General features: G+C 61.0%; 24 protein-coding genes. 17 read left to right on the top strand and 7 right to left on the bottom strand.

The window, feature by feature from the left end:
- The first annotated feature begins 36 nt into the window (after positions 1-36).
- From hslO to BLT50_RS11295, 7 genes are all read left to right on the top strand, one after another.
- Complete coding sequence (hslO, locus tag BLT50_RS11325; protein ID WP_090028793.1) at positions 37-1,032, top strand: Hsp33 family molecular chaperone HslO; 996 nt, start codon at positions 37-39, stop codon at positions 1,030-1,032.
- Positions 1,019-1,621, top strand: coding sequence for a CoA pyrophosphatase (locus BLT50_RS11320; protein WP_090028792.1), 603 nt, complete (start codon positions 1,019-1,021; stop codon positions 1,619-1,621). The genes hslO and BLT50_RS11320 overlap by 14 nt, the downstream gene beginning before the upstream one ends.
- Positions 1,621-2,769, top strand: a complete 1,149-nt coding sequence (locus BLT50_RS11315; RefSeq protein ID WP_090028791.1) for a CCA tRNA nucleotidyltransferase — start codon at positions 1,621-1,623, stop codon at positions 2,767-2,769. Before BLT50_RS11320 ends, BLT50_RS11315 begins: the two co-directional genes overlap by 1 nt.
- A gap of 48 nt (positions 2,770-2,817) precedes the next feature.
- Positions 2,818-4,647, top strand: coding sequence for an ABC transporter ATP-binding protein (locus BLT50_RS11310; RefSeq protein ID WP_090028790.1), 1,830 nt, complete (start codon positions 2,818-2,820; stop codon positions 4,645-4,647).
- 38 nt (positions 4,648-4,685) lie between these two features.
- Positions 4,686-5,909 (top strand): class I SAM-dependent RNA methyltransferase, encoded by a 1,224-nt coding sequence (locus BLT50_RS11305; protein ID WP_090028789.1) that lies wholly within the window; start codon positions 4,686-4,688, stop codon positions 5,907-5,909.
- 33 nt (positions 5,910-5,942) lie between these two features.
- Positions 5,943-6,710: an ion transporter gene (locus BLT50_RS11300; protein WP_090028788.1), complete on the top strand. Its 768-nt coding sequence runs from the start codon at positions 5,943-5,945 to the stop codon at positions 6,708-6,710.
- Between the two features lie 102 nt (positions 6,711-6,812).
- Positions 6,813-7,301: a L,D-transpeptidase family protein gene (locus tag BLT50_RS11295; protein ID WP_090028787.1), complete on the top strand. Its 489-nt coding sequence runs from the start codon at positions 6,813-6,815 to the stop codon at positions 7,299-7,301.
- Between the two features lie 9 nt (positions 7,302-7,310).
- Here BLT50_RS11295 and dalA read toward each other — a convergent pair whose 3' ends face one another.
- Positions 7,311-7,817, bottom strand: a complete 507-nt coding sequence (gene dalA, locus BLT50_RS11290; protein WP_090028883.1) for a divisome-associated lipoprotein DalA — start codon at positions 7,815-7,817, stop codon at positions 7,311-7,313.
- A gap of 168 nt (positions 7,818-7,985) precedes the next feature.
- On the opposite strand from dalA, the gene BLT50_RS11285 reads away from it, so the two are divergent.
- Both BLT50_RS11285 and BLT50_RS11280 read left to right on the top strand, forming a co-directional pair.
- The gene (locus BLT50_RS11285; protein WP_090028882.1) at positions 7,986-8,597 is read left to right on the top strand and encodes a L,D-transpeptidase; all 612 of its coding nucleotides are present in this window, start codon (positions 7,986-7,988) and stop codon (positions 8,595-8,597) included.
- 145 nt (positions 8,598-8,742) lie between these two features.
- Positions 8,743-8,925: a hypothetical protein gene (locus tag BLT50_RS11280; protein ID WP_090028881.1), complete on the top strand. Its 183-nt coding sequence runs from the start codon at positions 8,743-8,745 to the stop codon at positions 8,923-8,925.
- A 76-nt stretch (positions 8,926-9,001) separates the two neighbouring features.
- Here BLT50_RS11280 and BLT50_RS11275 read toward each other — a convergent pair whose 3' ends face one another.
- The 3 genes from BLT50_RS11275 to BLT50_RS11265 are packed head-to-tail and all read right to left on the bottom strand — an operon-like array spanning position 9,002 to position 13,806.
- The gene (locus BLT50_RS11275; protein WP_090028786.1) at positions 9,002-11,068 is read right to left on the bottom strand and encodes a S8/S53 family peptidase; all 2,067 of its coding nucleotides are present in this window, start codon (positions 11,066-11,068) and stop codon (positions 9,002-9,004) included.
- A 3-nt stretch (positions 11,069-11,071) separates the two neighbouring features.
- The gene (locus tag BLT50_RS19305) at positions 11,072-12,145 is read right to left on the bottom strand and encodes a phosphatase PAP2 family protein (RefSeq protein WP_175491461.1); all 1,074 of its coding nucleotides are present in this window, start codon (positions 12,143-12,145) and stop codon (positions 11,072-11,074) included.
- 20 nt (positions 12,146-12,165) lie between these two features.
- On the bottom strand, positions 12,166-13,806 hold the full coding sequence (locus BLT50_RS11265; protein ID WP_090028784.1) for a hypothetical protein: 1,641 nt from the start codon (positions 13,804-13,806) through the stop codon (positions 12,166-12,168).
- Positions 13,807-13,943: 137 nt separating this feature from the next.
- On the opposite strand from BLT50_RS11265, the gene BLT50_RS11260 reads away from it, so the two are divergent.
- Together BLT50_RS11260 and BLT50_RS11255 are read left to right on the top strand one after the other, a co-directional pair.
- On the top strand, positions 13,944-14,135 hold the full coding sequence (locus tag BLT50_RS11260; RefSeq protein ID WP_090028783.1) for a hypothetical protein: 192 nt from the start codon (positions 13,944-13,946) through the stop codon (positions 14,133-14,135).
- A 1-nt stretch (position 14,136) separates the two neighbouring features.
- Entirely contained in the window at positions 14,137-14,538 is a 402-nt protein-coding gene (locus tag BLT50_RS11255; protein WP_090028782.1) for a hypothetical protein, read from the top strand.
- Positions 14,539-14,662: 124 nt separating this feature from the next.
- Here BLT50_RS11255 and hemH read toward each other — a convergent pair whose 3' ends face one another.
- Both hemH and BLT50_RS11245 read right to left on the bottom strand, forming a co-directional pair.
- A complete protein-coding gene (hemH, locus tag BLT50_RS11250; protein WP_090028781.1) occupies positions 14,663-15,730 on the bottom strand; it encodes a ferrochelatase in 1,068 nt (355 codons plus the stop codon).
- 78 nt (positions 15,731-15,808) lie between these two features.
- Positions 15,809-16,633 carry a class I SAM-dependent methyltransferase gene (locus BLT50_RS11245; protein ID WP_090028780.1) on the bottom strand — a complete coding sequence of 275 codons (825 nt, stop codon included), beginning with the start codon at positions 16,631-16,633 and terminating at the stop codon, positions 15,809-15,811.
- 43 nt (positions 16,634-16,676) lie between these two features.
- Here BLT50_RS11245 and BLT50_RS11240 point away from each other — a divergent pair, with 43 nt between their 5' ends.
- From BLT50_RS11240 to BLT50_RS11225, 4 genes are read left to right on the top strand one after another with little or no spacing between them, the layout of a single operon-like run.
- Positions 16,677-17,381, top strand: a complete 705-nt coding sequence (locus tag BLT50_RS11240; RefSeq protein WP_425433954.1) for a double zinc ribbon domain-containing protein — start codon at positions 16,677-16,679, stop codon at positions 17,379-17,381.
- 38 nt (positions 17,382-17,419) lie between these two features.
- Entirely contained in the window at positions 17,420-17,677 is a 258-nt protein-coding gene (gene grxC / locus BLT50_RS11235) for a glutaredoxin 3 (RefSeq protein WP_090028779.1), read from the top strand.
- A gap of 3 nt (positions 17,678-17,680) precedes the next feature.
- Positions 17,681-18,517, top strand: a complete 837-nt coding sequence (locus tag BLT50_RS11230) for a carbon-nitrogen hydrolase family protein (RefSeq protein WP_090028778.1) — start codon at positions 17,681-17,683, stop codon at positions 18,515-18,517.
- A complete protein-coding gene (locus tag BLT50_RS11225) occupies positions 18,510-18,953 on the top strand; it encodes a MarR family winged helix-turn-helix transcriptional regulator (protein ID WP_090028879.1) in 444 nt (147 codons plus the stop codon). The genes BLT50_RS11230 and BLT50_RS11225 overlap by 8 nt, the downstream gene beginning before the upstream one ends.
- 30 nt (positions 18,954-18,983) lie before the next feature.
- Here BLT50_RS11225 and ubiG read toward each other — a convergent pair whose 3' ends face one another.
- Positions 18,984-19,730, bottom strand: coding sequence for a bifunctional 2-polyprenyl-6-hydroxyphenol methylase/3-demethylubiquinol 3-O-methyltransferase UbiG (gene ubiG, locus BLT50_RS11220; protein ID WP_090028777.1), 747 nt, complete (start codon positions 19,728-19,730; stop codon positions 18,984-18,986).
- A 50-nt stretch (positions 19,731-19,780) separates the two neighbouring features.
- On the opposite strand from ubiG, the gene pip reads away from it, so the two are divergent.
- Complete coding sequence (gene pip, locus BLT50_RS11215) at positions 19,781-20,758, top strand: prolyl aminopeptidase (protein ID WP_090028776.1); 978 nt, start codon at positions 19,781-19,783, stop codon at positions 20,756-20,758.
- 130 nt (positions 20,759-20,888) lie between these two features.
- Positions 20,889-21,461: a ribosome maturation factor RimP gene (gene rimP / locus BLT50_RS11210; RefSeq protein ID WP_090028775.1), complete on the top strand. Its 573-nt coding sequence runs from the start codon at positions 20,889-20,891 to the stop codon at positions 21,459-21,461.
- Positions 21,462-21,465: the final 4 nt, after the last annotated feature.

The raw sequence follows: 21,465 nt of genomic DNA, 5'->3' as shown, positions 1-21,465 counted from the left end.
GGCGGTATGCCAAGACAAGGCGCCAAAGGAAATCCCATGACCATCGGATCGAAACTCGCCTGGGACGATGTGGTACTGCCGTTCCAGCTGGACAACTCGGATATGCGCGGCCGCGTTGCGCGACTGGACGGGGTGCTGGACGGCATTCTGAAACAGCACGACTATCCGCCGCAGGTCGAGGCGCTGGTCGCCGAAATGGCGCTGCTCACCGCGCTGATCGGCCAGACGATCAAACTGCGCTGGAAGCTGTCTCTGCAGGTTCAGTCAAAGGGCGCCGTGCGCATGATCGCCACGGACTATTTCGGCCCGCAGAAAGAAGGTGAGCCAGCCCGAATCCGCGCCTATGCCAGCTATGACGCAGACCGACTGTCTGCTGGTGCACCCTTTGACCAGATCGGTGAGGGATACTTCGCCATCCTCATCGACCAGGGCAAGGGAATGGCGCCTTACCAGGGCATCACGCCGCTTTCTGGCGGCTCGCTTTCTTCGTGCGCCGAGGCCTATTTCGCGCAGTCCGAGCAGCTTCCGACACGGTTTTCGCTGTCCTTCGGAAAATCGACGGAAAGAGGTGGGGCAGAACACTGGCGTGCAGGCGGCATCATGCTGCAGCACATGCCCAAGGCATCGCCGCATGTGTCCGGCGGCGGTTCCGGCGAGGGTGGTCTGCTTAATGCCGCGGATGTGGTTTCGGACAACAATCGTGACGATTGGAACCGGGTGAACATTCTTCTCGATACGGTCGACGATCTGGAGCTGATCGGCCCAAGCGTCACCTCGACGGACCTTCTGGTTCGCCTGTTCCACGAAGAACAGCCTCGCGTTTTCGATGCGCAGGCAGTTCGGTTTGGATGCACCTGTTCGGAAGATCGCGTTCGCCAAAGCCTGTCGATCTATTCGGCCAAGGACATCGAAAAGATGACAACCGAAGAAGGCCGGGTTACCGCCGATTGCCAGTTCTGCGGTGCGCATTACGATCTCGATCCGGCTACGCTGGGGTTTGAGGCAACGAAAGGACCGGATGAGGGTGAGTGACCCGCTAACCCCTATAGTTGATGCATTGGGCAGAAACAGTGCCGCTTCGTCTGATTTTGACCTGAATCCCGGTACTGTATTGCCGGAGGGTCGGATTTTGCGGCCGGCCGGCGTTCTGGTGGGTCTTTTGTTACGGCCGCACGGTGTTCAGGTTGTCCTGACAAAAAGGTCCAGCCACCTGAAACATCATCCCGGGCAGATTGCGTTCCCGGGTGGCAAAGTCGATCCCGGCGACACGGACGAAGTGGCCGCCGCCCTTCGCGAAGCGCACGAGGAGATTGGCCTCGATCCCGCCAACACCGAGGTTCTGGGGACTTTGCCCAGCCATGAAACGGTCACATCGTTTCAGGTCACGCCGGTCATTGCGCGCATTCATGCGCCTTTCGATTTCGTCCCGGAACCGGGAGAGGTCGACGAGGTCTTCGAAGTGCCGCTTGATCATGTGACCGATCCGGCGCGGTTCAGCATCCAGTCGCGCCGTTGGCGCGGCACAATGCGGCACTATTTCACCGTGCCTTGGGGGCCCTACTATATCTGGGGCGCAACAGCGCGTATTCTGCGCGGGTTGGCGGACCGGATGCAGGATTGATGCGCATAACGGATGAATGGCTGAATGAACCGGGCTTGCAGCGGATTTGTTCGCTGCTCGAGGACGCGGGTTTTCATGCGCTTCTGGTCGGTGGCTGTGTGCGGAACGCGCTGCTGGGCGAACCGGTTTCCGACATGGACATCGCGACCGAGGCCCGTCCCGAACGTGTGATCGAACTGGCGGAAAAGGCCGGGATCAAGGCAGTCCCGACCGGTATCGAACATGGGACCGTCACGCTGGTCGAAAACGGTATCCCGCACGAGGTCACGACCTTTCGACGCGATGTCGAAACCGATGGGCGACGGGCGGTGGTGGCCTTTGCCGACGATGTTACCGAGGATGCCCGGCGCCGTGATTTCACGATGAATGCGCTTTACGCGCGGGCGGATGGCACTGTGATCGACCCGTTGGGTGGTTTGCCCGACCTGCAGGCGCGGCGCGTGCGTTTCATCGAAGACCCCGAACAACGCATCCGCGAGGATTACCTGCGCATTCTGCGGTTCTTCCGGTTCCATGCCTGGTACGGCGACCCTGCTGCCGGACTGGATGCCGATGCGCTGTCGGCGATTGCTGCAAATCTCGATGGTTTGCCGATGCTGTCGCGCGAAAGGGTCGGGTCAGAGATCCGCAAGCTTCTGGCAGCGCCCGATCCCGCGCCATCAGTGGCCGCCATGCGATCGGTCGGTGTGTTGGGGGTGGTTCTGCCGGGTGCGGACGATACCGCGCTGTCGCCGCTGGTGCATCTCGAGGGCGAGGCCGGGATTTCCCCGAACGCAATTCGTCGATTGGCAGCTTTGGGCGGCGAAGATGTCGAAGACAGGTTGCGGCTGTCCAAGTCAGATGCGCGCCTGTATTCGACCTATCGTGACGAAACAGGGACTGAATCCAAGGCGTCGGCCCTTGGGTATCGACTGGGATCGCGGGCTGCGAAGGACATCGTGCTTTTGCGGGCAGCATTGCTTTCTGTTCCGTTCGATCCAGCCGAACTGGCTGCGGCGGATCATGGCGCAGGGCAGGTTTTTCCCATCAAGGCAGGTGACCTGATGCCGGATTTGCAGGGCGCTGCGCTGGGCGCAAAGCTGAAAGAGCTCGAAGAGCGCTGGATCGCATCCGACTTTACGCTGACGCGCGAACAACTCTTGCATTGACCCTGCCGAAACAAGCGCCAGTATCCTGCGGATAGCAAGGAAGCGCCTGTGCAACATCTGATCAATCCGTTCGAGCGTGCCGATGGGCCGCCGCCACAAACCCTGTGGCGGTTTTTCGGGTGGGCGTTGCATGGCGCCTGGCCGGTATTGATTTTGGCGACACTTGCATCTGCCGTCGCCGGCGTGATGGAGGCCGGGACGGCCCTGATCCTGGGTTGGGTGATCGACGGGGCCGTCGACGCAGGGCAGGACGTGCTGCTGACGGCCGAGAACATCGCGCTTCTTGTCGGGGCGGTGGTGTTCTTCATGGTGGCCCGCCCTGTTGCGTTCGGTCTGTCGTCCGCTGCGAACTCGATGCTTGTGCAGCCGAACGTGAATCCGCTGGTTCTGTCGCGGTTGCATCGCTGGACGCTTGGCCAGGCTGTCCGGTTCTTCGATGACGATTTCGCAGGCCGGATCGCGCAGAAACAGATGCAAACCGCGCGGGCAATCACGGATGTCGTCGCCGAAGCGATCAATGTCGTGGCGTTTGCCCTTGCATCGCTTGTGGGGTCGGTTGCGCTGTTGGCGGCGATTGACGGAAAGATAGCCTGGGCATTCCTGGGCTGGCTTAGTGTCTATTTCCTGACGATCCGCTGGTTCCTTCCGCGCGTCCGGCAACGGGCAGGGCAGCGCGCGGGGGCGCGTGCGCACGTATCCGGGCAGATCGTGGATACGATCACCAACATCAAGACGGTCAAGCTGTTCGCACATGACGACCACGAAGACCGCGCGGCCCTTGGTGCGATGCAGACGTTCCGCGATACCGCATTGGGGTTTGGCCGCCTGGCCGCCGGGTTTCGCCTGGCGTTGATGACGCTTGCCGGTATTCTGCCGGTCTTGCTGGTCGGGATCACCTTGTGGGATTTCTCGTCCGGTGGCGCCAGCGCGGGCGACATCGTGGCCGCCGGGGCGGTTTCGATACGGATCGCGCAGATGACCGGCTGGGTCAGTTTCACCCTGATGACGATCTATTCCAACGTGGGCGAGGTCGAGGACGGTATGCGCACGCTGACACCGCGGATCCGGCTGGAAGATTCCCAGGGTGCGGCGCCGTTGCAGGTCGATGCAGGCGAGATTCGTTTCGACCATGTCAGCTTTGCCTATGGTCGCGATGTCGGCGGCGTGGCGGATATCGATCTGACTGTCACGCCGGGTGAAAAGCTTGCCATCGTTGGTGCGTCGGGCGCCGGGAAATCTACGCTGGTGTCATTGCTCTTGCGGCTGCATCAGCCGGAACAGGGCCATATTCTGATCGACGGGCAGGATATCGCGCAGGTCACGCAGCAAAGCCTGCGCCGTTCGATCGGGATGGTTACGCAGGAAACAGCGATGTTCAACCGCTCGGCCCGGGACAACATCCTTTATGGCCGGCCCGACGCGTCCGAGGACGAGATGATTTCCGCTGCGCGAAAGGCCGAGGCGCATGACTTCATCCTCGAGATGCAGGACCACAAGGGGCGCAAGGGATACGATGCCCATCTGGGCGAACGCGGGGTCAAGCTGTCGGGAGGGCAAAGGCAACGTATCGCGCTTGCGCGCGCCATCCTGAAGGACGCGCCGATCCTGGTTCTGGACGAAGCGACAAGCGCCCTCGATTCCGAAGTCGAAGCAGCGATTCAGACCGCGCTGGAACGCGTGATGGAGGGAAAAACCGTCCTTGCCATCGCGCACCGACTGTCCACGATTTCGCAGATGGACCGCATTCTTGTGCTGGATCAGGGTCGAATTGTCGAACAAGGCACGCATGACAGCCTGCTGGCCAAGGGCGGGCTGTATGCGCGTTACTGGAACCGGCAGTCGGGCGGCTTCATCGGACTGAACGACGCTGCCGAATAGGGCTTTGCCAGCGCCTGTATGCGCGGTATCCCCCAGCCATGGAACGTTTCGAAATTCAACGCCTGGGCCATCAGGGCGACGGTATCGCTGCCGGTCCCGTTTTTGCGCCACTTACCCTGCCGGGCGAGGTGGTCGAAGGCGTGCGGGACGGGTCGCGCCTGACGGAAATCAGGATCATCACGCCATCGGCCGATCGTGTCGCGCCGCCTTGTCGGCATTTCAAATCCTGCGGTGGTTGCCTGTTGCAGCATGCAAGCGACGATTTCGTCGCTCAATGGAAGATGGGTGTCGTGCGCACCGCACTCGAAGCGCAGGGACTGACCGCCACTTTCCGTCCCGTTCACACATCCCCGGCCCAAAGCCGCCGGCGTGCCGGGCTGTCCGCGCGGCGCACGAAAAAGGGGGCTATTGCCGGATTTCATGGGCGCGCGTCCGGTACGATTGTCGAAATCGCTGATTGCGAGCTTGTTCATCCTGACTTGAAGCCTGCCCTTGCGGTTGCCGAGCGCCTTGCAATCATCGGCGGCAGCCGAAAGGGCGAGCTGGCCGTTTTGGTCACCCGGACGCTGAACGGTCTGGATATTGCCGTTACGGGCGGCAAGCCGCTGGACGGACCGTTGCGCATGGAACTGGCCCAGGTGGCCGAAGCATCCGGTCTTGCCCGCTTGTCCTGGGATGACGAAGTGATCGCGACACGCATGCCGCCGACGCAACGCATGGGTCGCGCCGAGGTGTCCCCGCCACCCGGCGCGTTCCTTCAGGCCACTGAAGACGGAGAAGCCGCGCTGCTGTCCGCGGTGCAGGAAATCATCGGTGACGCAGGACGCGTGATCGACCTGTTTGCCGGCTGCGGCACCTTTGCGTTGCCCTTGGCCGAAAGCGCCGAGGTGCACGCCGTCGAAGGGTCGGCAGCCATGCTTGCGGCACTCGACAAAGGCTGGCGTATGGCGCAGGGGTTGAAGCGCGTCACCACCGAAGCGCGCGATCTGTTCCGCAATCCGGTCATGGCCCAAGACCTGCGCGGCTACGATGCCGCCGTGATCGACCCGCCGCGCGCCGGTGCCGAGGCACAGGTGGCCGATTTGGCCCAAAGCGGTATCCGCGACATCGCCTTTGTTTCCTGCAATCCGGTCACCTTTGCCCGCGATGCGCGTGTCATGGTCGATGCGGGCTGGCACCTGGATTGGGTGCAGGTGGTGGATCAATTCCGCTGGTCCAGCCATGTAGAGCTTGTCGCCCGTCTGACCGCGCCCCATATGTGACCGAAACTCACGGAAGCAGGGGCCCGGTTTTTCATGCGTGAACAGTTGGATAGATGGCTTGATCAGGCGGTCGTGCGCAACACGATCGTGGCTGTCATCATCTTCAACGCGATCATCCTGGGGCTGGAAACCTCGCAAGTGGCGATGGCGCGGTTTGGCGACCTTATCGTCCTGCTGGACAAGCTGTGCCTGGCCGTTTTTGTCATCGAGATCGTGCTCAAGCTGATTGCCAAGGGTCCGCGGTTCTTCAAATCCGGCTGGAACATCTTCGATTTCGTGATCGTCGGTATTTCGCTTGTGCCTGCGGGGCAGGGCCTGTCGGTGCTGCGGGCGTTGCGCATCCTGCGGGTATTGCGCGTGGTTTCCGTTGCACCCCGCCTGCGCCGCGTGGTCGAGGGGCTTTTGAACGCGCTTCCCGGCATGGGAAGTGTTTTCATGCTGATGACGCTGATCTTCTACATCGGGGCAGTGATGGCGACCAAGCTGTTTGGCGCGTCCTTTCCCGACTGGTTCGGCACGCTGGGCCGGTCGGCCTATTCGCTGTTTCAGATCATGACGCTCGAAAGCTGGTCGATGGGGATCGTCCGCCCGGTGATGGAGGTTTATCCCTATGCGTGGGCGTTCTTCCTTCCGTTCATACTGGTGACGACCTTCGCGGTCGTGAACCTGTTGGTGGGCCTGATCGTGAACTCCATGCAGGACGCGCACCACGAAGAAGACAACCAGCGCACCGATGCCTACCGCGACGAGGTGCTTGCGCGGCTCGATTCGATCGAGGCCATGCTGGCCAAGCGCGAATAAGCTGACTGTTTCGATTACATCGGAAAATCTCTGGCTCGCGGTGGTTGCTCTGGTGTATTTGTGGCGTCAGAACAAAGGCAAATCGCAGCAGGCAAAACTATCATGTTTCGTATACTGGCTATCCTGGCCGCCGTGCTTGCGCTTTCTGGCTGCGCCAGCAAGTTCAAGACCTACAACGGCCCCGAGGTCACGCATGTTCTGGTCAACAAGGGTGAGCGCAGGATGTACCTGCTACACCATGACCAGGCGCTAAAGGCATATAACATCGGGCTGGGGTTCGCGCCGGTCGGGCACAAGCAGTTCGAAGGCGACGGCCGGACGCCGGAAGGCACCTACATCATCGACCGCCGCAACCCCAACAGCGAGTTTCATCTGTCGCTCGGCATCAACTATCCGGGTGACGGCGATCGCGAATTTGCCCAGGAAGCCGGAAAAAGCCCCGGCGGGGACATCTTCATTCATGGCCGACCCTGGAAGTACCGCAAGGGCGGGCGCGATTGGACAGCGGGTTGTATCGCCGTTTCCAACAAGGAAATCGAAGATATCTACGCCATGGTGCGTGACGGAACGCCGATCACGATACGACCGTGATCGGTTGGGTCAGGTTCCGGTGATCAGGGTCCACCAGATTTTGCCGTTCGATTCCTGGTACCAGGAAAAACCCAGCTTCCGTGCGTCAGGATCGACGATGACGCGGCGGGTGTCGGGTTGCTCCATCCAGGCGCCCAGCGTTTCAAGCTCGGTTTCGTAGGTTTCCGAGATGTTTTCACCCAAGAGCATGCCGTCATATCCGACGCGGCGCACGCGGTCGATCGGGGACGATCCGTCCGATCCGAAATGCCACGGCCGATTCTGAACCGACATGTCGCGGGAATGGGTCGCGGCAGCGGCTGTCAGCTTGGCATCAAGTTCGACCTCGGGGGCGCCGGCCGCCCGGCGCAACGCGTTGACCGCATCAAGCATGCGATACTGGATACGCGCCTTGTCCCCCATTCCGATCCGGTAAAGACGCGGAAGGGGCTTACCATCGGCGCCCATTTGGGGGGCCGTCGGCGCACACGCGGTCAGGGCAAGGGCAAGAGAAACGAAAAGGGCAGCAATACGCATGGGTCCGTCCGCGGTTGTTTTGAACTGGCTTATCGTGCGTAGCGTTGTGTTTCCAACCCACATCACCGTGAGTCGGCCAAATGACGCGCGTTTGATTTGCGACTGCGGCTTTCGCGCAATATATAAACGAACGACATCATGAACGCTGTGATTTCCGCGGAGAAGACGATGACCAAGAAGACGCCCTTTCAACTGACACGGCGCGGCTTTGTTGCAGCAGGCGCTGCAATGATGGCGGCGCCTGCTTTGGCGCAAAACACGTCGGATGTTAACGGCACCGGCACTGTCGAGGTCGAACGCGATCTCAGCCAGGCGGTGCGCCGCAATATCTCGAGCTTCCGTACGCTGGATTGGCGGCCGTATTTCTCGAACCTGAACAACGGCGCAGTTCTTGTCGATATCGACAGCCGCGCCTTGCACTACTGGTCTGCGGACGAGTCGGTTTACAAGCTTTACCCGTCTTCCGTGCCTCTGTCCGAGGATCTGACGCGCCGTGGACGGACCAGCGTTGTCCGCAAGGTCGAAGGCCCCGACTGGCGTCCCACGCCGTCGATGAAAGAACGGAATCCTGAATGGCCGGATTACGTTCCGCCGGGCCCGGACAACCCGCTTGGCACGCATGCTCTCTATCTCAGCTGGACGTATTACCGCATCCATGGCACCCATGACACGCGCAAGATCGGACGCCGGTCGTCGAACGGCTGCATCGGCCTTTACAACGAGCATATTGCCGAGCTGTTCGCGCTTACGAAGGTCGGTACGCAGGTGTTGCTTATTTGACGACATTTTCGCCACAGCGGCGCGCGAGCGGCAAAACTGGGTTTGCAATTGACAGTTTTTGCTGCTTTACCAATAGTTACGAGGTAAGTCTTGGGTGCTTGTCGTCGCCCATGTGTGTGCGACAGGCGAATATCTGGAGGATAACATGAAGAAACTCGTTCTGGCTGCCGCTTTCGCCGCTGCTGCAACCAATGCTTTTGCCGGCAACATGGCAGAGCCCGTGATCGAAGCACCGGTCATCGTTGAAGAAACCGCAAGCTCGTCGGCTGGTGGCATCGCCATCCCGCTGCTGCTGCTGGCGGTTCTGGCCGTGGCTGCTTCGGACTAAGTTCGAACACACGTTCAAAAAGAGAGGCGGTGGATTTCCACCGCCTTTTCTTTTTGTGAAATCCCTTTCCAACACTTCATAGAAGAAAGCGTTTCGGGGGTGGTGCAATCCGGTCTCCAAGCCGAGAGTTGTGCTGTGCCGTGGCGATGGGGGATACCGGCTCTTTGCGCGAATTGCCCAGATGCGCGGGGCGGTTTTCGAATCCGTGCCAGATATCGCGGCCGGCGACACAATTCAGGGCGAAAAGCCGCGTTACCTGTGGGCAGGCCGCACTGGTCCCTGACAGCATGGCCCGCGACCCACTGAACACACCCGCCGAAGGCATCCCCGGACGCAAGCGGCTGCGGTCGCACGGGGCCGATACATCGACCGCGGGCGGCAAAGCTCCGTTTGCCGATATGCCAGGGCTGCCGGAATACCGGCACGGGTACCCCGTGAACGATTCGTACCCGCCGACACGCGTGACACCGGGTGAGGTGGCGATTGCGCTCAGCCCGCCGTAGCCCCGGACCAGGTCCAGCCGCCCGTCATAAATCGCCAATTCGTCCTTTGTCGGGCGTGATCCAAGATCCACCAGGTAACTTTGCCGCCCACCGGTTCCGATTCGGACCGGGTCGTCGTCCCTTTGGACCCAGATTCGTATCGCTTCGCCTTCCGACAACGGGCTGGCCTGTGCGGTACGACTGACTTCGACTGTCCAGCGGCCGGGTGGGGCGGCGCGCATCTGCCCCGGCATGTGCCACGTCGGAAGAAGAGCGATCAGTACGCGCCAGCGTGTCCCGCGATCCATATCGGCGGACAACTGACCAATGTTGCGTCCCCCCATTTCAATCTCGACAAACCTGCGCGGGTCGCCGTCCGGCAGTGCCGGATCGGGGCTTACCGGCAACTCTCCGCGACCGCTCAGCTGGCCGTGTGGCGGGATCAGGTCCACCTGATATTCCGAAGGGTCCATGCCTTCGGGAAACCAGATTTCCATGTAGCTGCAGGTCATGTCGTCGGGCTGCACCTGCCACCCCAACCGGCACGCCCCGTTCGAAAAGCGCGATTCGTCGATATGGGCGTGCAGATCCGCGTCGAATTCATTTCCCGTAGGCATAAGGATCTGGGTCAGCGGCTGGAATTTTCGCCGCTCGGTCACAAGATGCCCGATCGCGTCGTCCAGAACCGATCCGCCATCATGGCGACCCGCGTTCCACCCATAGCTGAGATTGACGAAAAGCGGCAATTCCGCCGGATCAGAGCCTGTTGCCGCGGCAATCCTGCGGGCGCGGTCAAACACGTAGTGCAACGCGCTGAGGATGTAGGTCTCTTTCCCGAAACCGGATGTTTCCCACGAAATGGCGTTCGGCAATTCGACCGCGATGATCTGCACGTCATCGCCTATGGGTTCGGCCCGGATTCCCGGGCCGTTGCCCGCCGCTGCGGCGAGAACCTGCGCCCCATGCGTCGCCGTGCGGCGCAACAGACCGCTCCGGCCCTCGCGCCCTTCAAGCAGCGTACCGGAACGCCGGTAAGCCTCGGCCTCGTCGTGGCCCGCGCTTGCACGAAGGGTATCGATTTCAGCATTCGCAAGTTCGCGGCCAAACGGTACGGCATCGCGTTCCTGCGCCGGCGCCGATTGCAGCCAACAGTGGCTGATGCGCGTGCGGCCGTCGCTGCCAAGAAACGCGCGGCCCGCGAACGGAATACCGTCATCTATGACCGCGATGATTGCCTTTGGCGGTGTCGCAGGCGCAACCCAGCCCTCCATCCCCGAGCCTGGGTCGTAGCCGTCCACCCAGGCATCTGGCCGGATCGGGAAATTCACCCGAAACCGGGCATCGCCGGCGTCCTTCAGCAACGCGGCAACATCCTGATCCAGCTTGTCGTTCTTGTGATGAGGGATCAGCCGATGAAACGCAAAGGGCAGGATTGTGTGGCCCACATCATCGGGCGCCCATATCGGCGGCAACCTTGCATTGAGCCCCGCCGGAAACGGCAATGTATCGCCCCCTTCCAGCATCGCTGTGAAATAGCCCGCCGAAATGTCGGCATGTGACGGAAAGACGAACGGCTGTCCGAGTTCGGGTGAATACACCCACCGTTCGTAGGGCCCGGTATAGCGGTCGATGCGCAGGTCATCGGGGCGTTGTGAAAACATGGCTCAAGCCCCCGAACCCGGACCCTGCCGTTCTTTCATCGCTTCGTCCCAAATCCAGCTGAAAATAGGGCTCTGCGTTACCGCGTATTCCGGCCCCGTCGTCAGACCGTTTGCCTGGGCATCGTTCAAGAACGCATGATCGGTAAAGTCGCCATGCACTGCCGCATAGGAGTAAGATGGCGTTTCGACCTGCTGACCACAGCGCCGCAACACCGCCCGTCCGACGGCTGTTCCCAGCGTTGCCCCCGCCCAGCTGTCGACCGGGAAGTGTACGCCGGCAACCGTGCGGTTCACGGCAATACGTTCCGCCAGGCCGCGCAAAAGCGCCAAACGCGTGGTCTGATCGGACATGGATGCCCACCCTTCGACCACATGCGAAAGCACGGTCATGGCGGCATAAGCTTCGGTTGCATGCGCGCTGGGGAAACTGCCGTGACCCGGTGTGGCGATCATCGGCAATATCCGGCCATCCACCTGGTCGGGTCGCCGCACGGACAGGGCGTATTTCGCGATCATCGCCGTGTGCGCTGCCGCGACTTGCGTTGCCGCCAGCAGTTCCAGCGTTTTTGCGTGCTGCGCATTGTGCAGGCCAAGGATCATTGAAAAGTATTCCGTCGGGAAACCCAGTTGCGAGGTAATCTCGACCGTCCGGTCCGCCCGAAGATCGGCATAGTCGCGAACGATTGCAGCCTGTTTGGCAAGAATAGTGTCTGCCGGACGTGCCAGCGTCACCATCGCTGCGCCGTCCATCCTGATCTTCACGGTCTCGGCAGCGGCATTCGCGCTCCAGTCCAGCCCTTTGGCGTATTCAGTGAGATAGAGCGAGCCCCGCACCCAACCCGACCAGCGTGAAAGGTTTGCCGGGCTCGCGAAATCCATCGGCTCGGCCGCGGCGGCGGGATCGGTGCCAACCAGGTGGCTCAACCCCTCGGCGGTGGTCTGCAATCCCAACGTTACTGCACCGGAATAAGCGCCCGAGGCCCCCAGGCCACCCAAGCCGCCAAGCCCCCCGAGACCGCCAAGCCCTCCCAGTCCACCAAGGCCGCCGAGGCCGCCCAAACCGCCATATTGTGACATTTGCTTTCTCCCTATTGATGTTAACGAATACCGGCGGCTGTCAGCGCCTCGATCACGCGTTGACCGACCTGATGGTTCGCCGACGGATGGGTGCGGCGATAATAATCGAGACTGAAATCGGGTTGGCGGCGCATCAGTTCCTGCGCGGTGACACGCGCATCATCGGTACGGCCAAGGAAATGCAGGGCCGTCACCCGTGTGCGCAGCGTCGAAAGGTGCCGATCGTTTAATGCCAGCGACCGGTCGGCGAATTCCAGTGCCTTGGGATAGTCCTCGGCCGCGACATAGGCAGTACTTGCGAGGCTGTCATAGAAATAGCCGAACGGATCGATAGGCGACAGGGTGCGCGCCGTTTCGATACCGCGTACGGCGGCCTTGCCATCGTCCTGAAAAGCCATGAGCGTGCCCCGCAGGAGCCATGAAAGGCTTTCGTTCGGGTTCGCCTCAAGCGCCATGTTATAGCGTTCTTCCGCAACGGCCATGTCTTGCAGAAGGTTGTTGTGGGCAAACCCGTCAATCGTCAGGCTGAAGCTCGATTCAGGGTCGATGCCCAGCGCCCTTGCCGTGTGATCCAACGCCTTTTGCGTGTCATCCTTTGCGTCCACGGTCCAACCGTTGAAAACGCTCAGGACATACCATTTTCCCAGCCAGGCATGGATTTCAGCGGCGTCCGGTGTGCGATTCGCCGCCTCGATCAGCAATTCACGGGATTTGAGAAAATCGCGCATCTGGCGTTTGTGCATCAACGACACGCCAGCGATCAGCAGGTTGTGGTCCTCGATCTGCGGCAACGGCCGGTCACGGACATACGAGATGGCCATGTCTGCGATCGTCCTGCCGATCGACTGGATCACATTGATCAACCGCCCCTGCAGCTGATCGGTGAACTCTCCTGCCGGGCAGCTCAGGTGCCTGTTCCAAAGGATGTTGCCGCTGCGGGCATCCATGAAATCGAAATCGACGACGATCTCATCCTTGAAACGGCGCATCGTGCCGGTGATCAGGTAGTCGACATTCAATGTCGCGCGAATATCCGCGATATCGAAGCTTCGCGACGCCATCGCCCGGCTGCTGAGGTGCGAAATCACGGTCAGCAGGTTGGATCGCGACAAGGACCGGCAGGTTTCTTCCGCGACCCAATCCGCCAGAACCCCCAGCTCGGGGTCGGCGCCGACCACCTTCAGGGGCAAAGCGGTGACCCGGGGGCGCGGGCGCCCGAACTGCACCCTTGGCGTCGTTCGGAACAGCGCTGCCACCTGGTCGGGATTGGCACGTATGGTTTGTACCCAATCCTGATAGGCCCGTTCGCGAATGTTCAGATCCTCAAGGAACGCGCCGTCATTGGGCGACCCCTGGAAGGTGACATGTTCCACATCGAGTTCGACATCGCTGTTCGTGACATGCAGAAGGGTGCTGAATTCATCCCCCAGCATACCGCGAAGATCCGACAAGGCGCGGCGCAGATTCTGGTGCCCGGCATCGTAAGAGGTGTCGCCCCACAGCGTTTGCTGAAGGTATGTCCGCGTGCGGCGACCAAGCGGAGCAGTGGCCAGAATCGCGAACAATGCGCGGTGTTTGGCGCCGCGAATTTCCTGCGGCTCATCGCCTGTGATGCGCACGACGCATGTACCGAACAGGGAAATTTCCAGCTTTGTCGCCACCTTGGCCCTCCCTTAATGATTGAAACGTTACTGCGCAAATTCGTGTTAACCAAGAGGTTCACAGTTTATTCACACCCAGCATTCCCATGCGTCAACTACGATGGGCCCCATCACGAAATTTCCGGAAGGCTCATCTGATGATGGTGACGACGAATGACCGCATGATCAAAGACCTGATCGATTTCTACAGGCGCTGGCCTGAGATGCGGTTGCAGGCACAAAGCCTTCAGGCGCGCCCGGATATCGGCGACGCCCAGCGGGAAGTGCTGAAATGGATGATACGTGTGGTGGATCGTGTCGGTCCATCCGACCTGAGCGAGGAGGTCTGAAATGATCACGAACCTGAGACATACCAAATGGATGCCGGTCGAGCCCGTAGGTTGGGTGCGCAGGGCATACGGACGCACGATCAAGTACGAATCCGAGGGTGGGACGCTGCGGACGTCCACGTCGGGGCTCAAGGCGACGGGCGGCCAGATCTACCTGCAGTTCGAGATCACCGGACGGATGCTGGTGCAGCTTTTCTGCAATGACGCGCTGGTTTTCGAAGACCTGGTCGCGCATGGCGAACTGGATACATTCGTCGATCTGCGTTCGGATCCCTTTGCCGATCGCGTCGATGTGGAACTGCACCTTATCCCGGCCACATTCGGCAGCGTCAGGATCGCGCAGAACGTGAATTTTTTCAGCGCACGCCAGGTCGCCGACATGTGCCTCGCAAAGGTATCCTGACCTTATTTGCCAGTACCGCGCGGGGTCCGCGCAAAGTTTTTCCTCTTTCTCCCTGTGACTGCGCGGATGCGTCTTCTGGACACATCCGCGCTTTTTTATCCAGGGGACAGGTGGAAACCGCCGATCAGGTCGAAACCATCCAGCCTTCGAGTTCGGTTTCGATGACGTCGCACAGGGCCTCGATATGTGCAGGCTCGTCGTTGAGGCACGGAATGTAGGTGAATTTTTCGCCACCCGCCTCTTCGAAGCTTTCCTTGATCTCTTCGTTGATCTCTTCCAGCGTCTCGATGCAGTCGGCGGCAAAGGCGGGCGCGATGACTGCGATGTTCTTTTTGCCCTCTTCGGCAAGGTGCGCCACATGTTCGACCGTGTAGGGGCGCAGCCATTCTTCCGATCCGAAAACCGACTGGAAGGTGGTGCAGATCTGGCTGTCATCCCAGCCCAGCCGCTCTTTCAGAAGGCGCGTGTTCTTCTGGCACTGGCAGTGGTAGGGATCACCTTCCAGCAGATACCGCTTTGGCATGCCGTGATAGGAGCACACCAGCATGTCGGGCTTTTCGTCCATCTGCGCATAGGCGCGCTCGACCGATTGTGCCAGCGCCTCGATGTATTTGGGGTGATCGAAATAGGCCGGGATCGTCCGCACTGCCGGTTGCCATTTCTCTTCCATCAATGCGCGGAAAAACTGGTCGTTCGCGGTGGCCGACGTTGCGCCGGCCTGCTGCGGATAGAGCGGCACGAACAGGATGCGGCGGCAACCGGCTTCGACCATCTTGCGCACCTTCGATTTGGTCGACGGATTGCCATAGCGCATGCAGAAATCCACGACGACCTTGTCACCATACTTGTTTTGCATGGCCTTGGAGATCGCGGCAGTCTGGTCCTTGGTGATGGTCATAAGCGGGCTTTCGCCCTGTTCCTCGTTCCAGATCGACTTGTAAGCCGCGCCGCTGGTGAACGGGCGCTTGGTCAGAATGATCAGCTGAAGCAAAGGCTGCCAGAGCCAGGGCGAATAATCGATCACCCGGCGATCGGAGAGAAACTCGTTCAGGTACCGGCGCATCGACCAGTAGTCGTAATTGTCCGGCGTTCCCAGATTGGCCAGCAGGATGCCGATCTTTTCCTTGGGGATCGCAGGGTGATCCGCGGGGGCATGTTCGGGGCGCGTGGCCTGAGATGTCGCATCCAGCATTCCTGGGCCTCGTTTCTTTTTGTTCTATTCGCGAATTTGCATGAATTGCACGGGGACATAAGGGATATTCCGCTCAGGTCAATCGCGAAGCGGCGTTTCCTTTGTGCCAAGCGCCTCGGCCAACCGGGTTTGCGCCGAACCGGGGCGCAGCGGCTGGGGTTGGCTGTCATCCGGGGCCCAGCCCGTCAGGACGACAATTTCGTAGGTTTCGGTGATCCTGCCATCCTCGCCGGCGGCAAGCTCCGCATGGATCGCGGCCGCCTGTGTCAGAACCTGCGGGCGTGTCGGGTGGCGCAGCCGGGCCTGCAGGGCATTCCCTTCGCCCATCGCGCGTAGATCGCGCATCAACGCCAGCGTATCCGGGTATGACACGCGCAGCGGAACCGCGTCGGCCACCGGCAGCGCCAGTCCTGCACGTTGCAGCAATGCCCCCATATCCCGGATTTCCGCCATTGGCGCGATGCGTGGCGACAACCCTCCGGTCACGCGCGATTCAGCCTCGGCAAGTGCCGTCCGCAGATCGGCAAGGGTCTGGCCTCCGAACGCCACCGCCAGAAAAAGACCGTCGGCTTTCAGGGCGCGCCGGCACTGGATCACCTGGCCCACCGGGTCGTTTGCCCAGTGCAGGGACATCGCATGGATCACCAGGTCGTGCGCGGCGGGCTCCAGGTCCAGAACCTCGTCGTCGGGAACGATTTTCGCCTGCGGCCAGTGCGCGGCCCAGAAATCGGGAAATCCCGTGATGATGGCGGGATTGGTGAACGTCCTGTTAACCATCGAAAGGCGATCATCGATCTCGTCACGCGCGACCTCGTGCAGGAACAGGGCCGCGCCCTTGCGGTTCGCGCGGGCGCGGTTGCGCTCCAGGGCGCTGCGGTCGGTCAGGCGGGGCACGTCTGTCATGGCGCGTTGATATAGAGGCAGGTTGGTGGCACTTCAAACGCTGATGCACATGATCTACCCGCCGCGTTGCCTGAATTGCGGTGAAATGGTCGAAAGCGATTTCGGCCTGTGCGGTCCCTGCTGGCGCGACACGCCATTTATCGGCGGTGTCGTTTGCGATCTCTGCGGAACGCCGCTGCCTGGCGGAGAAATCGGCGAAATTGCACATTGCGACGATTGCCTTGCGATTGCGCGACCCTGGACACGCGGCAGGGCGGCACTTGTTTACGATGGCACCGGGCGACGGTTGGTTCTGGCGCTAAAGCACGATGATCGACACGAAATCGTGCAACCGGCCGCCCGCTGGATGGTGCAGGCGGCCCGTCCCATACTCGACCCGGACTCAGTGATCGCTCCGGTGCCGCTTCATTGGACGCGTCTTTTGCAAAGACGTTTCAATCAGTCCGCGTTGCTGGCGCGTGCGATTTCACGGGAAACTGGCCTGCCGCATTGCCCCGACCTGTTGCGCCGCATGAAAAGGACCGAGGTTCTCGACGGCAAGGGACGCGATCAGAGGTTCGCGGCGCTGAGTGCAACGATCAAGGTGCCGTGGACCCGCGCGGAATTGATACGAAACCGCGCGGTTTTGCTGGTGGATGACGTGATGACTTCGGGCGCGACGCTTGCCGCCTGTGCCGACGCCTGTCTTGCCGCCGGGGCAACACAGGTTTGCGTGATCGTTATGGCGCGCGTTGCCAAGCGGCCCTAAATCCCCTTAGAACACACAAATTCCGCAAGGGGACATTTATGCAACCTGTCGAAATCTACACCTCGCCGCTTTGCGGCTTTTGCCACGCAGCCAAGCGCCTGCTGGCACAGAAGGGCGTGACATTTTCCGAAATCGACGTCTGGGCCAACCCCGACCGCAAGCCCGAGATGATCGAGCGTGCGAATGGTGGATACACCGTGCCGCAGATTTTCATCGGCGGTGCCCATGTCGGGGGCTGCGATGATCTTTATGCTCTGGAACGGGCGGGGAAACTCGACCCGCTCCTGGCGGGCTGAATTGTGCGCGCGGCGCTGCTGCAACTGAATTCCGGCGATGTGCCGTCGGATAATCTGCCCATTGCGCTGGGCATGGTGCAGCAGGCCGTCGAGCAGGGCGCCACGTTCATTCTGACGCCCGAAGTCACGAATTGCGTTTCCGCCAGCCGGGCGCACCAGAAAGAGGTCTTGCACCATGAAGACGATGACCCGACGCTGGCCGCAATTCGCGATGCCGCGGTGCAGTCGGGTGTCTGGGTGTTGATCGGCTCTTTGGCGCTGAAGACGGACGATGCGGATGGCCGTTTTGCGAACCGCTCTTTCCTGATTTCGCCAAAGGGAGAGATTGCCGCGAGATATGACAAGATCCACATGTTCGACGTCCAGGTGAGCGAGGCGGAAACCTATCGTGAAAGCGCCGGCTACCGGCCTGGCGACCGTGCTGTCGTCGCGGATGCGGATGGGGGCCGGGTCGGCATGACGATCTGCTATGACGTGCGTTTTCCGCATCTCTATCGCGCTCTGGCGCAGGCCGGGGCGCAAATTCTTACCGTGCCCTCGGCATTCTCGCCGGTCACAGGCGCCGCCCATTGGGAGGCTTTGCTGCGCGCGCGCGCGATTGAAACCGGCTGCTTCGTGTTGGCGCCCGCCCAGACAGGAAGCCACCCGTCGACCACTGGCAAAACGCGCAAGACCTATGGGCACAGCATGGTTGTTTCACCTTGGGGTGAGGTTATGCTGGACGCCGGAAACGATCCGGGCGTTTACCTTGTCGATCTTGACATGGCGGCGGTATCCGATGCGCGGCGGCGCGTTCCATCCCTGACCCATGATCGTGCTTATGGAGGGCCCGATGTCTGATGCGGCCAGCCCACTTGCCATTGCGCTGTTTAGCGAGTTGCTGACCGCCGATCAGTTGGTGCGCAACCGCTTGTCGCGGGTGTTGCCAAAGGGAATGGAGATTTCGCATTTTTCAGTTCTGAACCACCTTGCCCGCGCGGGCGGTGAGCGCAGCCCCGCACAATTGGCGAAGTCCTTTCACGTCACACGCGGTGCGATGACCAATACCTTGGGCAAGCTGGAATGGGCCGGTTATGTGCATATCCGCCCCGATTGGGACGATGCGCGGCGCAAGATGGTGGCGATCAGCCCGGCAGGCCGCCAGGCGCGTGATGCGGCGCTTTCGGCCATTTCGCCAATGATCACGGAAATGGCCGAGGAACTGGGCGAGGAAAAGCTGCGCGCGATCCTGCCCATCCTGCGTGAGATGCGGCTAAAGCTTGAAGACGAGGGCTGACCGGCCTGAAACAGGCTCTGTTCCTGCCGATCAGGCCGGTTTGGTGCTGGCGGTCACGTAGTTCACACTCAGATCACGCGACGACAGCGACCAGTCCCAGGTGACCGGGTTGAACACGAAGCCCTTGCGATCCACGGGTGTCAGGCCCGCATTCTGAATCAGGTCATAAAGCTCATCCGGGGTAATGAATTTCGACCACTCATGCGTGCCCTTGGGCAGCCAGCGCATCACGTATTCGGCCCCGACAATCGCCATGGCAAAGCTTTTGGCGTTGCGGTTGATGGTCGAACAGATCATCAGCCCGCCGGGCTTCAGCAATTGCCGGCAAGCGGTCAGATAGGCGAGTGGATCGGCCACATGTTCGACGACCTCCATGTTCAGAACGACATCGAACTGTTCGCCTGCGTCTGCCATGGCTTCGGCCGTGGTGTGGCGATAGTCGATCTCCAGCCCTGATTGTTCGGCATGTATCTGCGCCACCGGAATGTTGCGTTCGGCCGCATCGGCGCCCACCACGGTTGCGCCAAGCCGCGCCATCGGTTCGCTCAGCAGTCCGCCGCCGCAGCCGATATCCAGGATGCGCAACCCATCGAAGGGCTTTTCGGCCTTCAGGTCGCGTCCGAATTCCCCGGCAATCTGCTGCGTGATATAGTCGAGCCTGCAGGGGTTCAGCATGTGAAGCGGTTTGAACTTGCCCTTGGGATCCCACCATTCGGCGGCCATCGCCTCGAATTTGGCGACTTCGGATGGGTCCACGGTGGTTTGGGCGGTTTGCATTCGGCTCTCCATATGCTCTTGTGGTCCTCGGCAACCTATATAGGGCGCTTATGGATAAATACGCAGGTCAAAACAGCGCGGTCCGGCATCTGTACCCGTCGCGCGATCCGTTCGATCAACGGATGTTGCAGGTGGGCGACGGCCACACGCTGTATGTCGAGCAGTCGGGGAACCCCGACGGCATCCCTGTTGTCGTGCTTCATGGCGGTCCCGGTGGCGGCTGCAGCCCTGTGATGCGGCGGTTTTTCGATCCTGACAAGTACCGCGCGGTTCTGTTCGATCAGCGTGGCTGCGGACGGTCGCGGCCCCATGCCAGCGTCAACGCCAACACGACATGGCACCTGGTCGAGGATATCGAGCGTATCAGAACGACCCTGGGAATCGATCAGTGGATGGTTTTCGGCGGCAGCTGGGGCGCCACATTGGCGCTAATTTACGCGCAGACCCATCCCGAAGCCGTGCGGCACCTGATCCTTCGTGGTGTCTTTCTGGCGACGCAGGCCGAGCTGGACTGGTTCTATGGCGGCGGAGCCGGGCGTTTCTGGCCCGAGGTCTGGGCGCGCTTCGTCGATCCGATCCCCGAAGACGAACGGCACGATCTGATCGCGGCGTATAACAGGCGTCTGTTTTCCGGCGACATGCATACCGAGATGCGGTTCGGCCGCACGTGGTCGGCCTGGGAAAACGCGCTGGCGTCGATGGGGTCGAACGGCCATGCGGGCGAGGCGCCGGGCGATTACGCAAGGGCATTTGCGCGGCTGGAGAATCATTATTTCACGCACAAGGCCTTTTTGGACCGGGACGGTCAGATCCTGCAGGACATGGAAAAGATCGCGGAAATTCCCGGCGATATCGTGCAAGGGCGATACGACATGATCTGCCCGCCGCATTCCGCCTGGGAACTGGCCCAACGCTGGCCCGAAGCCGAGTTGCACATGGTGCGCAATGCGGGTCACGCCCTGAGCGAGCCAGGCATCAGTTCGCAACTGGTGCGGATCATGGACGCGCTTGCGGAGATGGCCGCGTGATTTAACGGCTTGCAGACTCGGGTCCGGTCGCCTATATCGCCTTCAACAGCGGCGCGCTGGGGTCCACACCCGGCGCCCACCGGAAAGTTCGACGGGCCCGCTGGCCCGTTTTTTTGTGTCTGGAGCACGCATGAGCGACCTGATCGCCAAAACCGCCATCGACCGGCGTATCGCCGAGATCATCGGCCCCGTTATCGAGGATATGGGGTTCGAACTGGTGCGCGTGCGGCTGATGGGCGGCAAGACGAATACGCTGCAAATTATGGCCGAACGTCCGACTGGTGGAATCGAGGTCGACGAATGCGGCGAGATTTCCAACGCCGTCAGTGCCGTCCTGGACGTCGAAGACCCGATCACGGATCAGTACATTCTCGAGGTATCCAGCCCCGGCATCGACCGGCCGCTGACGCGACTCAAGGACTTCGAGGCGTTCGAGGGCTACGAAGCCAAGCTGGAAACGGTCGAGAACATCGACGGCCGCCGCAGGTTCAAGGGCGTGCTGGCGGGTGTCGAAGACAATGACGTTCTGATCAACGTCACCGAAGGCACGATCGGGTTGCCGTTCGACTGGCTGGCGGATGCCAAGCTGGTTCTGACCGACGACCTGATCAAGGAAATGCTGAAGGCGCGCAAGGAAGCGGGCGTTCTGAACGAAACCGCGTTTGACGACATAGAAACCGAAGACGGTTCCCAGGAGGACTGAAAAC

Origin of the sequence: Lutimaribacter saemankumensis (assembly GCF_900100005.1) — a bacterium.
In the GTDB taxonomy this organism is placed as follows: Bacteria; Pseudomonadota; Alphaproteobacteria; order Rhodobacterales; family Rhodobacteraceae; genus Lutimaribacter; species Lutimaribacter saemankumensis.
This window is presented reverse-complemented; position numbering and strand designations above follow the sequence as displayed.

Bases quoted from the DNA above. Each gene is read 5' to 3' on its own strand.
- BLT50_RS11275 (WP_090028786.1), bottom strand. From the start codon at position 11,068: ATGTTTTCACAACGCCCCGATGACCTGCGCATCGACCGCTATACCGGG.
- hslO (WP_090028793.1), top strand. From the start codon at position 37: ATGACCATCGGATCGAAACTCGCCTGGGACGATGTGGTACTGCCGTTC.
- grxC (WP_090028779.1), top strand. From the start codon at position 17,420: ATGCAACCTGTCGAAATCTACACCTCGCCGCTTTGCGGCTTTTGCCAC.
- BLT50_RS11305 (WP_090028789.1), top strand. From the start codon at position 4,686: ATGGAACGTTTCGAAATTCAACGCCTGGGCCATCAGGGCGACGGTATC.
- BLT50_RS11315 (WP_090028791.1), top strand. From the start codon at position 1,621: ATGCGCATAACGGATGAATGGCTGAATGAACCGGGCTTGCAGCGGATT.
- BLT50_RS11320 (WP_090028792.1), top strand. From the start codon at position 1,019: ATGAGGGTGAGTGACCCGCTAACCCCTATAGTTGATGCATTGGGCAGA.
- BLT50_RS19305 (WP_175491461.1), bottom strand. From the start codon at position 12,145: ATGTCACAATATGGCGGTTTGGGCGGCCTCGGCGGCCTTGGTGGACTG.
- BLT50_RS11280 (WP_090028881.1), top strand. From the start codon at position 8,743: ATGAAGAAACTCGTTCTGGCTGCCGCTTTCGCCGCTGCTGCAACCAAT.
- BLT50_RS11245 (WP_090028780.1), bottom strand. From the start codon at position 16,633: ATGACAGACGTGCCCCGCCTGACCGACCGCAGCGCCCTGGAGCGCAAC.
- hemH (WP_090028781.1), bottom strand. From the start codon at position 15,730: ATGCTGGATGCGACATCTCAGGCCACGCGCCCCGAACATGCCCCCGCG.
- rimP (WP_090028775.1), top strand. From the start codon at position 20,889: ATGAGCGACCTGATCGCCAAAACCGCCATCGACCGGCGTATCGCCGAG.
- BLT50_RS11285 (WP_090028882.1), top strand. From the start codon at position 7,986: ATGACCAAGAAGACGCCCTTTCAACTGACACGGCGCGGCTTTGTTGCA.
- ubiG (WP_090028777.1), bottom strand. From the start codon at position 19,730: ATGCAAACCGCCCAAACCACCGTGGACCCATCCGAAGTCGCCAAATTC.
- dalA (WP_090028883.1), bottom strand. From the start codon at position 7,817: ATGCGTATTGCTGCCCTTTTCGTTTCTCTTGCCCTTGCCCTGACCGCG.
- BLT50_RS11225 (WP_090028879.1), top strand. From the start codon at position 18,510: ATGTCTGATGCGGCCAGCCCACTTGCCATTGCGCTGTTTAGCGAGTTG.
- BLT50_RS11240 (WP_425433954.1), top strand. From the start codon at position 16,677: ATGCACATGATCTACCCGCCGCGTTGCCTGAATTGCGGTGAAATGGTC.
- BLT50_RS11260 (WP_090028783.1), top strand. From the start codon at position 13,944: ATGATGGTGACGACGAATGACCGCATGATCAAAGACCTGATCGATTTC.
- BLT50_RS11300 (WP_090028788.1), top strand. From the start codon at position 5,943: ATGCGTGAACAGTTGGATAGATGGCTTGATCAGGCGGTCGTGCGCAAC.
- BLT50_RS11295 (WP_090028787.1), top strand. From the start codon at position 6,813: ATGTTTCGTATACTGGCTATCCTGGCCGCCGTGCTTGCGCTTTCTGGC.
- BLT50_RS11255 (WP_090028782.1), top strand. From the start codon at position 14,137: ATGATCACGAACCTGAGACATACCAAATGGATGCCGGTCGAGCCCGTA.
- pip (WP_090028776.1), top strand. From the start codon at position 19,781: ATGGATAAATACGCAGGTCAAAACAGCGCGGTCCGGCATCTGTACCCG.